The following is a 16,497-nucleotide window of genomic DNA, read 5'->3' as shown; positions in this document are numbered from 1 at the left end:
AGCTGAAAAGGGTTGGTCAATAGATGAAGAAATTATTGATTCTTATTGGTGTGATAATCCTACTCAGCCTACTACCGATGATTGCCTGGTTTCTAGATGAACCCGAACCAATTGAGGTCGCGATCATTGATAAAACGGTTCCAGATGAAACCTTCCGTGAGCATCTTGGCATTACGTGGTTGCTAAACCATTACCAGAAGACGTCTGTTCCAATGGATCTTACGAGTGATTATTATGGGTTTGTTCCCAATGAGAATGAAGAGTCCCATACGATTCAAGCGTTACCGTCTTCTTATGAAGGTGTGGACCTGATTTATTTAGCCGATACGTATGGGGTGTATGAAGAAGATCTCCCTTGGGTGCAGGACGATGAAAAACGGAAGGGAGAACGCTCTTCTTTTGTATATGGGGGACTTGAAATGGAAGAGTGGTCAACGATATTGAATCATGTAAACAATGAACCTAGTACTCTAATCGTTGAATTTAACTCCTTTGCTTCACCAACCAACCCAGAGGTACGAGAGAGCATGACGAATCATCTCAATATTGAATGGACTGGGTGGACGGGACGTTTTTTTGATGAGTTAGATTCTTCTATAAATGATGAGATCCCGCAATGGATGCTTGATCAATATGAAGAGAAATGGCAGTACGCTGGGCCAGGATTTGTCTTAGTGAATGATCAGACTGAGGAACTTCTTGTACTTGTAACAGGTGAACATGTGAGTGGAGATGGGGTCCGGCTGCAATTTACTGAAAAGGGAGAGAATGCATTTGGGCTTACGGATAGCTCAGAATACATGTATTGGTTTGATATTGTAATAGAGAAAGATCCAGAGGAAGTGCTTGCTTATTATAACTGGAATTTGACGAGTGAAGGCGAGGTTTTACTAGAGGAGCATGGCATTCCTGTGCAGTTTGCTGCAATGACTCAACATGAAAAGAATGCTTCAAGAAATTATTACTTTGCTGGTGATTTTACCGATGTAAGAAGCGTGCCCTCGTTTTATCGGTACAAAGGGGTGAGCCAAATCTATAAATGGTTTAACCAAAAGGATCAATCAGAGCAAGCGTTTTTCTGGGGGACCTATGTACCGGTGATGAAGAGCATTTTGAACGAGGATCAGCTCGAGGCGCTTCCTCCAACAGAAAAGAAGCCAATCGCTACAGCGAGCGAAAACGATCTCCTCTATACATCTAGAATCAATAAGGATGCCTTTGAGGTGTATGTGGATGGGGCATGGGAAGAGCTCGTCATTAAAGGCGTCAACATCGGAATGGGCAAGCCAGGAGTGTTCCCTGGTGAAGCGGCCATTACGTATGAAGAGTACGCTAGATGGTTACAGTTGATAGGGGAAATGGGTGCGAACTCGATTCGCGTCTATACCTTGCACCCACCTAGTTTTTACCAAGCTTTAAAAGACTACAATGAGGAAGCAGAGACGCCAATCTATTTGTTTCATGGGGTATGGATTGAAGAGGAGTCGTTAGAAGAAACGCTTGATGCCTTTGATGAATCGCATACAGAGGATTTTCAAAGTGAGATGAAAACAATCGTCGATGTCATCCATGGAAACCGGGAGGTAGAGGCAGAACCAGGGCATGCTCATGGTAAGTATGAGGCAGATGTTTCTCCGTATGTAATCGGTTGGATTTTAGGAATTGAGTGGTATCCACTGATGGTAGAAAATACGAATCAGCTCCATTCTGACATAGGGGACTATCAAGGGGAATATGTGACAACAAGTGGGGCAGAGCCGTTTGAATACTGGCTAGCTGAGCAAATGGATACAATCTTAGATTATGAGAAAAAAGAGTATGAATGGATGCGGCCGATTAGTTTTACGAACTGGGTTACAACGGATTTATTAAAACATCCTGCTGAGCCAAATCCAGAAGAAGATTTGGTTGGGGTCAACCCAAATGTCATTCACCTTAAGAATGAACTTGAAGCGACCAATCAATTTGCATCGTATCATGTGTACCCTTACTACCCTGATTTTCTTAATTTTGAAGAGTCTTACTTAGAATTTGAAGATCATCGAGGTCAACCGAACAATTATGCAGCTTATTTACAGGAACTTCATCAAGCGCATGACATTCCGGTGTTAATTGCAGAGTTTGGTGTACCTGGGTCGAGAGGGTTAACGCATGAGAACCCGTTTGGATGGAATCAAGGGTTTCTTTCTGAGCAAGAGCAAGGAGAAATCATAAAGCATTTATATGAAGATATTATTCATGAGGGGATGTTAGGGGGATTAGTGTTCACTTGGCAAGATGAGTGGTTTAAACGAACATGGAACACGATGGATTATGATAATCCAGATCACCGTCCTTTCTGGTCCAATGCCCAAACGAATGAACAGCAATTTGGTCTACTGAGCTTTGATCGCCATAAAATTAAAGTCGATGGGGATGTGAGTGATTGGGAAGAAAATGAGCCGATATACGCCGCCGCAAATCAACCTTTAAAATCACTGCATGCCGATCACGATGAGCGTTATCTTTATTTGAAGCTAGAAGTAGACCACACTTCAGAAGCTTTATTTGAGGATATTCATCCAATGATCTTACTTGATACGATTCCAGAGCAAGGAAATCATCATCTAGAGGGAATCAAAGATCTTAAAGCTGAGAATGGTATAGACTTTATGATTGACCTGAAAGGGTTAGATGAGGCTTCTTTAAAAGTTGATTCCTATTATGATTTCTTTAAGCTCCAATATACGTATCAATTCAAAATGCTTAATCAAGATGAGCCACTTCCAATTAAAAATAGTGGGAAATTTGAACCGATTCATTTAGCATTGAACCAGGAATTGTTCATTCCGAGCCAGGAGAAGGTGATTCCATTTAGTTATTATGAAACGGGTAAGCTGCGTCATGGAAATGGGAACCCAAATGCCAGCGAGTATGATTCACTAGCTGATTTTTATGTGAATGAAGAAGAGGGAGTCATCGAAATTCGAATTCCTTGGCTGTTGTTAAATGTAAAAGATCCAAGTTCTAAAGAGGTGATGGCGGACCTTTACTTTAACCCTGAAGGCAGCATCACGATTGAAGGTATTCATATCGGCGCACTTCTATTAGAAAAAGGTCAAGATTCATATAAAGTACATGATTCCTTTCCGAAGCTATCTGAAGGTACTCTTTCGGCATCAGACATGAACATGTATGAATGGGAAGATTGGGTGACGCCTCAGTATGAGGAACGATTAAAGCAATCCTACTATAAGGTTCAAGAGGCCTTTTTATCTGGTGACTGACAAAAAAGACGATCGGTTGTGATGCAACCGGTCGTCTCTCTTTTTTATTTAATCGGAATCGAAAATGAAAAGCGTGTTCCTTCATCCACTACACTATGAACCTGTAGTCCTCTTCCGTACATCTGCTTCAAACGGCGGTCGATGTTGATTAGTCCAACACCATGCCCCTTTTTTGAAGATGGGGTAAATAAAGATTGAATCTTCCGTGGGCTCATTCCAACACCATTATCTGACACGGACACTTCAATAAAATCTGAATGTCGGATGATCTGAATATGGATTTCCCCTTTTTGTGAGCAGTTTAAAAAGCCATGTTGGAGAGCATTTTCAATTAATGGTTGAATCGATAAAGGAGGAATGAAGGTATCCTGAATCGTTTCATCCACTTCATACATCACATGAACTTGATCCTTAAACCGTTCATTCATAATAAAAACGTATGATTCGACTAAGTCAAGCTCATCGCTGATTGGTACGACTTTATCAACATTATTAAAATTATAGCTCATCTGTAAATAGTGACAGAACACTTCTAATAACTCTTTTGTACGAATCGGATCATCCTCAATCAGCATTAAGATCGTATTCAGTGTATTAAAGAAAAAATGAGGTTTTATCTGTGCTTGAAGCCAAGCTGCTTCTAGGCGCAAATGTTCTTCGACCGATTGTTTAAGGTCTGTTAATGCATGAACGCGCGCTTTTAATTCTAGTGCATCTACTGGCTTGGTTACATAATCATTTGCCCCGGCCAGAAATCCTGCATGAATGTCTACTGGGCGACTACGTGCTGTTAATAATAAAATGGGCAACTCCGACATCGTGAAGTCTTGCCGAATTGTCTTTGTGAGCTGGTAACCAGATATGGTTGGCATCATCACATCACTAATGATTAGGTCCCAATGACTAGTACGTACTTTAAGTAATGCGTCTTTTCCACTTGTCGTTGTCTCTATTTGATAGTGCTCTGACAACATGGTCTCTAAAATGTGCAGGTTAATCGGGTCATCATCGACTGCTAGAATGCGAGGTTTGTTCGCTGCATGCAAAATGTCCATTTCATTTACAGTCTTTATTAAAAATGGTTGAAGCTCCTTTTTGCCTATGAGAGTGGCGGATTGCTCTTGGTTTTGTACGTCATTTGAGATCGGCAGCGAAAAAGTGAATATAGACCCCTCTCCTTTAGTCGAAGTGACAACGATACTTCCACCATGTAATTCTACTAGCTCCCTACAAATACTTAACCCTAAGCCGATTCCTCCTCCCATAGCCGTCATACTTGAATCCCCCTGTTCGTAAGGTTGGAAAATCCTTTCTTGGGTGGCTTGATCCATCCCGATACCAGTATCCTTCACATGAATGTAGGCTTTTTCTCCTTTTACAGTCCCGGATATGGTAATCGTGCCCGTTTCTGTATACTTCAACGCGTTATGAAGCAGGTTAAATAAAATTTGAATCAGACGTTGTTCATCCGCTCGAACGTAAGGGAATGATTCATCAATTTTATTGTCAAATTGGATTGATTTACGATCCGTCATAAATGTAAGCATGTCGATGACTCCTGAAATATAAGGAGGTAAGGATACATCCTTTTTCTTTAAAGATATCGCTTTTCCTTGTAAGCCTCGGACATCTAATAAATCATTAATCATTAAAGACATCCGCTTACTAACGGTAATCAATAAACGGAGGTTTTGCGTGCTCTTCTTTGTCAATTTATTAGATTCTTGCTCAAGAATAACTTGGGCCATATTTGTTATGTTATGAAGAGGGTTTCTAAGTTCATGGGATGTATTAGCCAAAAAATCATCTTTTTGTTGATTGGATCGTTGAAGCTGCTCAGTCAATTTCTTCGTTTGTTCAGAGTTTCTGAAATACTTTTTAAACCAATACGAAGCAAATAAAACAACTGTCAAAAATAAATCAAAAGGGTAGAATGGAAATTCAATGACACCCCGATGTTTTAAAGTGGACCAAATGATATTATTTACAAGCGCCGTTCCTGCTAGTAATAAAAAGATAATGTCTTCAACACCATGGGCAGCCATTCGAACGAGTCGAGTGAAAATACTTACTGAAGCAAGAAACAGAAATACCCCAATTAAAAAACCAGATTGATGGACGAGTGAAGTAGGTGCTATTACAATGAATGCGAGATAAATCATGCATAAATATGGGACGCACCGATACAACGAATGAGTCGTATACTCAGGAATGAAATGCTTAAAGAACGTAAATAAAAACAACGAGACTAACGTATAAACAAAATAAATCAGTTTAATTGACCAATCAAATGGCAGAGGAACGAATGAAAAGAACATTTTATCATCATCAATAAATACCATGAGCGTAGCACTTAGAGAAAGAAGCATGAAGTATATGAACAGTTTTTGTTTCCGGTTAAAAAAGAAAATGATGCCTGCATAGACGGCATGAATAAAGAACGTTACGGCAAGAAGCAATTGGCTACTTAATAACAGGGCAATCTCGTTTTTCATTGCCTTGCTATAGCCAAATTTAATTGATTTAACAATCCCTCCATCAAAGACATGATCACCTTGTGCCACATGAAGTAACACCTCAATTTCCTTTTCTTCATTGTAAAAAGTAGAGGAGTAAGTGAGAAGGGCTGACTCGTATTCTTCTAGATTGGTTGCAGGTTGACCAGATTGACCTAGCAGTTGACCATTTACATACAAAGCCGAAGCAGATTGAATATCAACCACACGAATACCATATGTGTTCATTTCCTCATCATCATTCAGTAAAATCCTTAAGCGATACGTACCATATTGAATGGAGTCTTCACTTGTATCGGGATCCCAAGTTGAAGGTACATCTAAATAAAACGACTCTAGCTGTTCTGCTGAATCATTAGGAGTGAGTAAGACATTCGGGAAAAACTCCCATTCGCCGTCTAAAGATAGCAGTTGATTATGTGGAAGAGTGGTAGATTGTAAGTCAAGAACCCCTTCTACAACGAGTGATTTACTAGGGTGATGGTGAAAGGATGCCCAGAGAAGCCTGCCGCTTACTAAGGCAAAGATAAAAAGTCCTATTATAAAGAGAAGTTTTATTTTGTTCATTGTTTCACCTGTTTCTTGGAAATGTCATCCTATGGCTGTAAGCGCAAGATCGGATGAGGTATGGAAAGTATATTCTGTACATGTGAAGTCTTAGAAGCTTGAATAAACACATATAGCTAAGCTCAAAACGTTGTATAGACATAATATACAACAGTTGAGTCTTTTTGACCTGCTTATTTGTAGGTTTTAATACCTAATGGCAAATAAATCATAGAATGCATGATGTAGCTATAAAGAAAAAGTCTCTGAGTGTATGTTAGGATAATAATGGAATATAAAAGCACTTTGTTCAAGGTTCAACACTCGGATCTTACTGATTTGAGTGTTTTTTTATGGAATTTGTAGAAGGGAATTCTTTTTGGAAGATAAAGAAAGCTGGACTACATCTTGGCTTGTTTTTTCATTCATGAGAATAGTGGACATACCACACACCATTCAAGGATCAGAGACCGAGCGTCATCCTGAGTATAATCGACCCATTGAGAAAAAGGTTGTCCTTGATGTAGGAGCCAGTTATTTTGAAGAAGTTGATATAGAGCTATACGTAGATGATGAGTTAGGTATGACGAGCTATCTACCGAAAGGAACCGAGGTTGAACAAATTGAGCATGAGCATTTTACTGAATGGCGATTTACAGAACCAGGGGTCTCGGAGAATAGCTTTTATTCATTCGGTAAGTTGAAGAACGACTTTCCATTCCAACGAAGTATGCAAACGATGTTTGGAGCCTTCGATATTAATCTAGAGCACTATGAAGATTTAGGTGGAGGTACAGGGTATGGCTATGGTTATTATAGTGGAATGGATGAAGAGTTTATCGATGGATACATTCAACTGTTTGAAAGTCCTAACGGTTGGTATTACCATCACAAACATGCAGACAGAGAAGATTACAACGGTGGGGTGTATACACAACGTTTACGAATGTTTATTGATTCAATAGAATGGCATTAAGATATGGGAGAGTTGCGGTGATTCGTAGCTCTCTTTTTTGCTGAATCATTTGAAATGAATGGTAAACTAAAGGTGAATTTTCACCCCTCTCCCAGTTTAGTGAGGAAGCTAACACGAGTGGGGTTTTTTATTTGGGGAATTTTATTTGAAATAAAATGAACGTTTTTTGCTTGTGAAGACTCTTATAGGGGAGAGAGGTGAAGGGATGAATGTGAAAAGGCTGGTCGGCAAAGCGAAGAAGGGCAATAAAGAGGCATTGCTTCAATTAATTATCGCCCAAAAAGATGATTATTATCGGCTTGCTCTCACCTATTTGGGGAATGCGCATGATGCGATGGATGCTATGGAGGACATGATCGTAAAGCTCTACGAAAAAATCGATCAGCTTCAAAAAGAGGATGCCTTTTATAGCTGGAGTAAAACAATTCTTGTGAATCATTGCAAGGCCTTGCTTAAAAAGAAAAAGAAACTGGTGTTAATAGATGATTGGAAGATGAATGAAAATGAAGGAGAGCCATCTACTATAGATGATCCTTACGAGCAAACCATTCACCAATTAGAGCTTCAGGAGCTATTGCTTTATTTGAATGCACACCAAAGAGAAGCGATTCAATTAAAATACTTTCACGACTTTGATTATGAAACAATTGCACGAATAACCGGAGTACCAATTGGGACAGTTAAATCAAGGGTCTCCCAAGGGTTAAAGAAAATGCGAGATCATATAGGAGGTGGCTTGGATGAATGAGGTCGAAAAACGATTAGCGGAAGAACGAAAGCGGTTGGAATCACTACATGCTCCTGATGAATTAGAAAGTCGATTACGGCATGCTCTAGAGCAGACACCTCCTAAAAAGAGAAAGCCGATTAAGTCAATTTGGAAGCTTGCAACGGTTGCGGCATTATTTTTTATAGTGATTGTCGGTTATCAATTTAATGGATTCGCATATTACGGGAAGAAGCTTCTCGGATTTGAAGAGGTCGCCTCGGGGACGTTGAATGATTTAAATGATGCGGGAATGGGGCAGGTCGTTGATAAACAAGTTGAGCTTAAGGACGGAACGATTCTCGTGATTGATGGAGTGATGACCGATGCCAATCAATTGATAATGTACTACACACTTCATAATCAGTCTGGACTACAGGAGGATGTGTACGAGATGATAAGTGTCGATCGAATGACTGGTTTTTTAACAAATTCTCATGTGGAGAGTGGCACGTCGATCATGAATGATGACGGAACAGAAATTAGAGGAATAATGACATTTGAGCCAGTCAGTGCCTTTTCTAAACAATTAACGCTTCATTATTGGCAGTATGATGAGGGTAGGCTAGTGAATGAAAATCGTTTAACCTTTGCCTATAATCCAAATCAAGCGATGCAAACGGAAATTAAACAATCAATCAATGAAACGCTAGAAGTCGATCAGGGGAAGATTACCTTTAAATCAATCTCAGCAACTCCAACGATTACGGTGATTGAAGGATCGTTGAATGTTGATAATTATGATCGAGTGGACTTTGCTTTAGAGGGAGTGGAGCTATTGGCGAATGGAGAACCAGTTGAATTAAAAGGGGGCGGTAGTCAGTCCACGATAAGGGGGTATGATTTTGATATTCGCTATGATGCATTACCAGAGCCAATCCATTCATTGGAGTTAATAATGAAAGAATTTGTCGGGTATGCGACGATCGATGAGAAGATTTCACTTGCGCATGCAGAGAGTACATCATTTGACATAGGTGAAAGAGAACTACGGGTAAACGAAGTAGTAGCGACCGAACAAGGGGTCGAAGTGAAGCTTGCAACGGATGGTGATATTATGCTTGATGGTGTATCAATTGAAGCTAAAGGGCAATTGATTCCTCTTATAACGACACTCAATCAAACGTATCTTATCGATGAAAACGGCCGTGAATGGAAAGAGCGTACGCTTTTATTTGAAGGAGTGCAAGCGCCTGATTTTCTTGTGATTGAAGGGATGCATTATATGAAGGTGTATGATGTGGGATTTGAGATACCTGTTCAGTAAGATGTTTCATAAAAAAACCGTCCAGATTATGTGTCTGAACGGTTTTAAGTATAACTATATCGTTTCTAACGCTTGCTTCACACTTGAATAAGCCTTCACATTTTCCATATCTAATCCACCTTTGACAGATGTTAAAGCTAATGTAGGGTTGATTCCCGTCGTAATAAGATCGATACCGAGTAAACGAAGAACACTCCCGATTTGGTGAATATGGTGGGCAGTTAGCTCATCCATTGTAGATATTCCAGAAAAGTCTACAATCAAATAGTCTAGGTTCAATTGTTGAACTTTAGGAACAACTTTTTCTAAAAGGTAATCTGCACGATTGGAATCGATCTTTCCCATCAATGGTAGAACAGCAATGCCTTCTCTCACTGGAACAATAGGAGAGGAGAGCTCATCCACTTCCTTTTGCATATCTTTTTTATATTTTTCAGTTAAACGCTCGTAAGCAATCACTGTTTCATCTAAACTAATATCGAGCATTTCATTAATTCGTGTGAAGACATATAAGGAGTCACGTAAAGAGAGTTCGAATTGACTACTAAGTTCTTCTACCAATTCAGCAAATACTTCCCGTGTAGGAGGATAACGAACGATAATATCAGAAATATTCCCTTCAGCTACGACGATTGCTTCAGCATTTAGTTTACTCCATTCAATGAGGGCAGTAGGTACGCCTTTTTCACCACTTTCAAGCGTATCTCCTATAAATGACATGAATGTCATATACATTGAAATGGCAGTATTGTGTTCTTCCGTTGAAATCGTTAATTGAAGCTTATTAAGTACATTCTCTACCACTTGCTCGGCAAGTAGTAAAGCATCCTCTTTAAAATGATTCGTAAGATTTGATAATGATGACATGGCTCTTTAAACCTCACTTTCTTGTTTTATTATAGAACAAGAAATCCTAATGTAAAGGTAAAAAATTGGATATGGAGAATGAATTTTTCCTCTTTTCTTGTACCTACATAATGAGTCGTTGAATTAACTTTGTGATATTTGTGATAAATGAAAAATTCTCACTTTAGCAAGGCCATTTAGTCAATTCACACCCATTAAAAGGAAGAATATACTAATTCAAAATGAGTATTAACTTTAGTTGGAGTGTGAGAGATGGGTAGATTAGATCCAGAAAAATTATTTGTTGAGTATAGAGAGGGCGTGACAGTAACAGAGCCAGTTATACCACGGCGATATACATTAACGCATTCAGACCTCACCGCAGAACTATTTCTTACAATAGGTTCTGAATATGCTTATGATCAGATTAATACTATGCGCGATGAGGTATTGGCAGAGTGGCGAATGCAAAACGGTTCATATTTTCTGTATGTATACGTCTATGTCGGGGATTATGGGCCAGTTACCACGGTTATACGAGATGAGATTTTCAGGCGTGAATTGCCACTAGCATTAGAAGCCATTATCTATGGAGATCAGCCGTTTTTTGAAGCTCATTCAGAACTGATTGATGCACCCATATGGATTTATTTTGATTCAACAGACACCACTTATAACAAATTCGAATACTGGGGCACACCGAAGGATTATCATTAAAGGTAAAATGAGGCAGGTCAGAGAGATCTGTCTTTTTGCATGTTCAATTAGAAGGGTAGCCACTTACAAATTTCCGAATTTTTATAAACATTTCAAAATAATTGAAACTTTTTCGTGTTGGCGCGCGTCTTATTATCGTAATTAATAAATTATTATGGGAGATGATTTCTTTGAAGAAATGGAAAAAGGTCTCGGCAGCGATTTTGACAGCTTCAGTGTTAATGGTTGGTATTCCAGCAGGGGTTGGCGCACAGGAGAATATTCCGTACATTTTTGACCTATCTCAATCTGGTACATTAAAAGAAGGTTCAAAAGGAGAGAATGTTAAAATCATGCAACGTGCATTAAATAGAGAAATGGGAGCGAAGTTAACAGAAGATGGCGTATATGGACCGAAAACCAAAACGGCTGTGCTTACGTTTCAAAAGTCAAAATCAGAATTAACGAATGATGGAATTTACGGACCTAAAACACATGCAGCTCTTTCTTTAGAATTTAATACATTTGGGTTTGCAGATGAAGTGTTAAGAGAAGGAAGTCGTGGGGAAGCGGTTAAGACTCTCCAAAAAGGGTTAAACGACATGAGTTACAATGTTGCAGAAGATGGCATTTATGGACCTAAAACGAAAGAAGCCGTCATTAAATTCCAACAACGTTTTCCTGATCTAGCGAACGATGGAATTTTTGGGCCGAAAACGAAAAACGTGATGGATAAAGTGTTGAATGGTTAAGAGATTGAAAGTTTAGTGGGCACCTGAAATCATTCAGGTGCTTTTTACTATGTTAATGAACTCAATTAAATAACCTTTTTCTCTCCTTCTTTTTTCTCATTTTTCACATTTGCAGATTTGATTGAGTGAGGAAGGGTAAATAAATGTTAAGAAGCCATTGTAGGTTGCTTATATACCATTAATTAAGGAGGAAATGAAAATTGAGACCATTATTTAAAGTATTCCATAACGACGAAACAATGGAGAAATCAATCGGCAAGTTGAGAAAAGATGGAGTGAGGGATGAAGATATTTATGTTCTCTCGCATGACAACGATCATGAACGAAGAAGTAGAAAAGAAACTGATGCGAATAAGATTGGAGTAAGTGAAACAGGTGTCGGAACAGCCTTAAAAAATGTTTTCCGTAGCAAAGGAGATACGCTACGTTCAAAAATGAAAGAAATTGGCTTTGAAGCTGACAAAGCGGATGAATTAGAAGAAGAGTTGGACAAAGGGAAATCATTACTCGTGGTCACGAACCAAGAGAGAGTTGAATTTTAAAGAATTAAGTTAGGAAGCCGATTAGATTTTATATCTAATCGGTTTTTTATTTTGTGGCTGTATGGTGAAATAGTAATGACCTTACATCAAACTTGTTGCCTTTCTTCTGGCAATCAATTACTATATTCTCATTAATAAAATATTGCCTACTTATAAGGCTTTTACTTAGTAAAGGTTTTTAAAATTCTGCTTATGTAAAGGGGAAGAAATGTTTGTTTGAATGGCGTAATATGTTTAAAGGCATAGCAATGGGTGTTAGTGATTTAATCCCAGGGGTAAGTGGAGGCACGATTGCGTTAGTACTTGGAATCTATCAATCATTGATTGCAGCGATTAATGGGTTGTTTTCAAAAGAGTGGAAACAGCATCTCGCGTTTTTGGTTCCACTTGGCCTAGGGATTATTGTGACATTACTTACATTGAGTCACTTAGTCGAATTTCTTTTAGCTGAATACCCGCAACCTACTTTTTTCTTTTTTCTTGGGTTGATTATCGGTATTATTCCGACCCTGTTAAAGGATATTGATTATAAGCGTTCATTTACTCCTATCCATTACGGATTGCTTGCGATAGGAGCGATCATCGTAGGCGCTTCATATTTTGTGAAAGACAATGAATTATCGGCAGTTATGACTCATTTAGTGTGGAGCGATTATGTTTTATTATTTTTTGGTGGATGGCTTGCAAGTACTGCGATGATCTTGCCAGGGGTTAGTGGTTCATTTATCTTTTTACTGTTGGGGTTGTATCCGACTGTGATCAATGCTCTATCAACTTTTAACATTCCAGTCATTATTGCAGTTGGATCAGGAATTGCGATCGGGCTTGTTCTTACGAGTCGCCTGATCACTTATTTATTTACTCAATATAAAACTGGTACGTATGCATTAATGATCGGATTTATCGTGGGATCTATTATTGTGATCTATCCTGGTATTTCCGGAAATCAATTTTTATTGTATACAAGCATATACGCTTTCTTAATGGGCGGAATTAGTGCTTATTTATTGAGCTATTTCGAAACAAAGAAAACAGTAGTTAAATTAAGTAATTCGTAATAAAATAGAAGTACTACTAATATGGAGTGTGATGTTTAGATGGACGATGTTCCGTCGAGTTTGATTGCGTTATTTATCGTGCTATTAGGTTTATCTGCTTTTTTCTCCTCAGCTGAAACAGCATTTTCAAGTGTGAATAAAATCCGCCTCAAGAACTATGAGGAGGAAGGGAGGAGAGGAGCAAAGAAGGCTGTTGATATAGCGGAGAACTTTGATAAAACGCTCTCGACCCTTTTGGTTGGTAATAACCTTGTAAACATTGCAGCAGCAACTCTTTCTTCGCAAATTGCAATTCACCTGTTTGGTCCGAGTTTAGGTGTTTTTATTAGTACATTTGTGGTCACAATTTTAGTATTAATTTTTGGTGAAATTATCCCGAAATCATTAGCAAAAGAGTATGCAGAAAACTATGCTCTAAAAACCTCGGGATTCCTATTATTGTTGATTCATGTGTTCTACCCTGTTACTTGGGTGTTCTTAAAAATTAAGAACCTTGTCTCGTTGTTTGTAAGAAATAAAGAGAATACCCCATCGGTCACTGAAGAAGAAATTAAAATGCTTGTTCAAATTAGTGAAGATGAAGGGGTTATCGGGAAAAATGAAAAAGAAATGGTCCATCGATCATTGGAGTTTGATGACATTATTGTTCAGGAGATCCTAAAGCCACGTCCAGATATGATTGCAGTCGAGATCACTCAATCTATAGCTGAAATTAAGGACGTATTTTTAAAAGAACATTTCTCCAGAATTCCAGTTTATGAGGGGAATATTGATAATGTCGTTGGAATATTATCAGAGCGTGACTTCCTAACAGCCTATATTAAAGTGGGCGAGGGGCTTGATCTCAAGTCACTTATTAGAGCTCCTTTATATGTAGTTGAATCGATGAAACTCTCATCTTTACTACCAGAACTTCAAAAGCAAAAAGTGCATATGGCGATTGTTCTTGATGAGTATGGTGGGACATCTGGCTTAATTACCTTAGAAGATATCCTTGAGGAGATTGTTGGCGAGATTTGGGATGAACATGATGTTAGTGTAAATCAAGTCAAGCAAATTGGTCCTTCAAGCTATGTCTTTGATGCTGATTATTCAATTGATGATTTTGCCGAGTTTGCCAATATAGTTCTTCCCGCTACTACTACTCATACATTAGGTGGTTGGTTGATTGAAGAATTCCAACGTATTCCTAAAGTTGGAGAAGAATTTTCCTATGAGAATTTGAGTTTGAAGATCGAAAAAGCGGAAGAAAAGCGTGTTCGTCAAATACACTTAACAATGAACGATCAGATTGATGATATTAAACAAAAAGCAGTCATTTAATAATGAAAGCCTCCTGAATGTTTCTCGCAGGGGGCTTTATTGTGTTATGCAACACCATACAAGCAGAGTAAGCACATGAGGATATGAAAGAAGTGGAAGAATAAGTGATTCCTTAGTCCAATAAGCACTTAAACTGCTACCTGAAGAGAGAAAGTAAAAGAATAGACGGAAGAGCGGGTGTTTCTACACACGTTCTTTTTTGTGTATTAAGTCTTGTGCCATAGTACATGAATGAGAGTTATATAAGTATTTTTTTAGAGAATGGGTGACAATCTTACTGATTTGCCAAACTTAATTGACAATGATTATCATTTAAACTAACATAGCCAACAAGAGTTATTGATAATGATTTTCATTATCTTTTGTCTTAAAAATAAGATCATCCAGGAGGTATAAGAATGGGACTGAGTCAAGTTGACCTTCGATATCCATTTACACAAGTTACGGAACATCAACATAGATTTGATCGCTATTTTCTACATAACCAAACAGAAGGAATAGATTACTATCAATTGGCAATGAGGTCGGCTGAGGCTGCTTTAGTCGAGCAGTATGCAACTAATGAAAACCCTTATAGTGGACTCGTTCCTGCAACGTTTGAACATCTATTCGACGAAACTTTTAATGAGATGTTACCAGAAGAGGGGGCTTCCATTGAGAATCTATTAAAAAAGGTGGGAGAAACGATTGTGGCTCATTCGATTCAAGTTGCTAACCCGAGATGTTTGGCTCATCTTCATTGCCCGCCATTAAGTTCAGCTCTTGCAGCAGAAGTGTTGATCAGCGGAGGGAATCAATCAATGGACTCGTGGGATCAAAGCGCTTCCGCTTCAATCGTTGAAGAAAAAATGGTGCGCTGGTTGAGCGATTTATTTTTTAAAGAAGACCGAGCTGATGGAGTATTTACAAGTGGCGGGACACAATCTAATTTAATGGGATTATTACTGGCTAGAGACCACTTCTTACAAAAGGAACTGAATTGGAATGCCCAGCGAAATGGTCTCCCGATAGATGCTAGTAAACTACGAATCTTTTGCTCAGAAGCTGCGCATTTTACCGTTCGTCAGTCTGCTTTTTTACTGGGCTTAGGAGAGCAAGCAGTTATTCCGATTGAAACGGATGAGCACCAGCGTATTTCCATCGACAGCTTAAAGCACCACTTGAAGGTAGCAAGTGATGAGGAACTCCTTCCATTTGCCTTGGTTGCAACTGCTGGAACAACCGATTTTGGAAGCATCGATCCACTTAATGAATTGGCGAGAATAGCTGATGAGCATCACATGTGGTTTCATGTCGATGCTGCGTATGGAGGGGCGTTGATGCTAAGTGAGAACCACAAGCAAAAATTAGCAGGAATCAATCACGCTGACTCGATCACCGTCGATTTTCATAAATTGTTCTATCAACCAATTAGTTGTGGGGCCTTCCTATTAAAAGATCGTGCAAACTTTGATTTTCTCAAACTTCATGCCGACTATTTAAATCCTGAAGATGATGAGGAGACGGGAATTCCGAATCTAGTGACTAAGTCGATTCAGACAACTAGACGGTTTGATGCATTAAAGTTGTTCGTCTCATTCCAGGCCCTAGGGAGAAAGATATTTGCTGAGATGATTGACTATACGATTGATTTAGCAAAAGAAACAGCATCAATTCTTGATGATGATCCTCAATTTGAACTAGTTAACCAGCCTGAGATCAATGCCGTGGTCTTTCGATACAACCCCAAAGAAGAGAGAAGCAAAGAGTGGTTAAATCAAATCAATGCATTTATACGGGATCATTTGTTAGAAGAAGGACACTCCATGTTGGCACGAACCCGAGTAAATAAATCTGTTTACTTGAAATTGACGTTGTTAAATCCACGAACAACCATTGAGGATATTCATGCAATCTTTAACCAAATCAAGCAACTAGTACAAGTAGAAGCAAAATGATAAGGG

The 16,497-nt window shown here is 38.8% G+C and carries 12 protein-coding genes; 10 read left to right on the top strand and 2 right to left on the bottom strand.

The genetic code is table 11. The features are described 5' to 3' along the window. Nucleotides 1–23 precede the first annotated feature (23 nt). Nucleotides 24–3,266, top strand: a complete 3,243-nt coding sequence (locus AB3N04_RS05005; RefSeq protein ID WP_368505009.1) for a hypothetical protein — start codon at nt 24–26, stop codon at nt 3,264–3,266. Nucleotides 3,267–3,310: 44 nt separating this feature from the next. On the opposite strand, the gene AB3N04_RS05000 is transcribed toward AB3N04_RS05005, so the two are convergent. Further along, on the bottom strand, nt 3,311–6,349 hold the full coding sequence (locus AB3N04_RS05000; RefSeq protein ID WP_368505008.1) for an ATP-binding protein: 3,039 nt from the start codon (nt 6,347–6,349) through the stop codon (nt 3,311–3,313). A 358-nt stretch (nt 6,350–6,707) separates the two neighbouring features. On the opposite strand from AB3N04_RS05000, the gene AB3N04_RS04995 reads away from it, so the two are divergent. From AB3N04_RS04995 to AB3N04_RS04985, 3 genes are all read left to right on the top strand, one after another. Next, on the top strand, nt 6,708–7,304 hold the full coding sequence (locus tag AB3N04_RS04995) for a hypothetical protein (protein ID WP_368505007.1): 597 nt from the start codon (nt 6,708–6,710) through the stop codon (nt 7,302–7,304). Nucleotides 7,305–7,509: 205 nt separating this feature from the next. After that, on the top strand, nt 7,510–8,052 hold the full coding sequence (locus tag AB3N04_RS04990) for an RNA polymerase sigma factor (protein WP_368505006.1): 543 nt from the start codon (nt 7,510–7,512) through the stop codon (nt 8,050–8,052). Next, complete coding sequence (locus AB3N04_RS04985) at nt 8,045–9,337, top strand: DUF4179 domain-containing protein (RefSeq protein ID WP_368505005.1); 1,293 nt, start codon at nt 8,045–8,047, stop codon at nt 9,335–9,337. Before AB3N04_RS04990 ends, AB3N04_RS04985 begins: the two co-directional genes overlap by 8 nt. 54 nt (nt 9,338–9,391) lie before the next feature. Here the strand turns inward: AB3N04_RS04985 and AB3N04_RS04980 are convergent, their stop codons facing one another. After that, nucleotides 9,392–10,204, bottom strand: a complete 813-nt coding sequence (locus AB3N04_RS04980; protein WP_368505004.1) for an STAS domain-containing protein — start codon at nt 10,202–10,204, stop codon at nt 9,392–9,394. 252 nt (nt 10,205–10,456) lie between these two features. Here AB3N04_RS04980 and AB3N04_RS04975 point away from each other — a divergent pair, with 252 nt between their 5' ends. From AB3N04_RS04975 to AB3N04_RS04950, 6 genes are all read left to right on the top strand, one after another. After that, nucleotides 10,457–10,900: a staygreen family protein gene (locus tag AB3N04_RS04975; RefSeq protein WP_368505003.1), complete on the top strand. Its 444-nt coding sequence runs from the start codon at nt 10,457–10,459 to the stop codon at nt 10,898–10,900. Nucleotides 10,901–11,070: 170 nt separating this feature from the next. Continuing rightward, a complete protein-coding gene (locus AB3N04_RS04970) occupies nt 11,071–11,631 on the top strand; it encodes a peptidoglycan-binding protein (protein ID WP_368505002.1) in 561 nt (186 codons plus the stop codon). A gap of 200 nt (nt 11,632–11,831) precedes the next feature. Next, nucleotides 11,832–12,173 carry a general stress protein gene (locus tag AB3N04_RS04965; RefSeq protein WP_368505001.1) on the top strand — a complete coding sequence of 114 codons (342 nt, stop codon included), beginning with the start codon at nt 11,832–11,834 and terminating at the stop codon, nt 12,171–12,173. A gap of 230 nt (nt 12,174–12,403) precedes the next feature. Continuing rightward, nucleotides 12,404–13,231, top strand: coding sequence for a DUF368 domain-containing protein (locus tag AB3N04_RS04960; protein ID WP_368505992.1), 828 nt, complete (start codon nt 12,404–12,406; stop codon nt 13,229–13,231). Between the two features lie 39 nt (nt 13,232–13,270). After that, nucleotides 13,271–14,554, top strand: a complete 1,284-nt coding sequence (locus AB3N04_RS04955; protein ID WP_368505000.1) for a hemolysin family protein — start codon at nt 13,271–13,273, stop codon at nt 14,552–14,554. Between the two features lie 398 nt (nt 14,555–14,952). After that, on the top strand, nt 14,953–16,491 hold the full coding sequence (locus AB3N04_RS04950) for an aspartate aminotransferase family protein (protein ID WP_368504999.1): 1,539 nt from the start codon (nt 14,953–14,955) through the stop codon (nt 16,489–16,491). The last annotated feature ends 6 nt before the right edge of the window (nt 16,492–16,497 follow it).

It is taken from the genome of Alkalihalophilus sp. As8PL (assembly GCF_040939795.1).
GTDB classification, from domain to species: domain Bacteria; phylum Bacillota; class Bacilli; order Bacillales; family Bacillaceae_D; genus Alkalihalophilus; species Alkalihalophilus lindianensis.
Note: the sequence above shows the minus strand (reverse complement) of the source record. Positions and strands in the feature narration are given on the sequence as shown.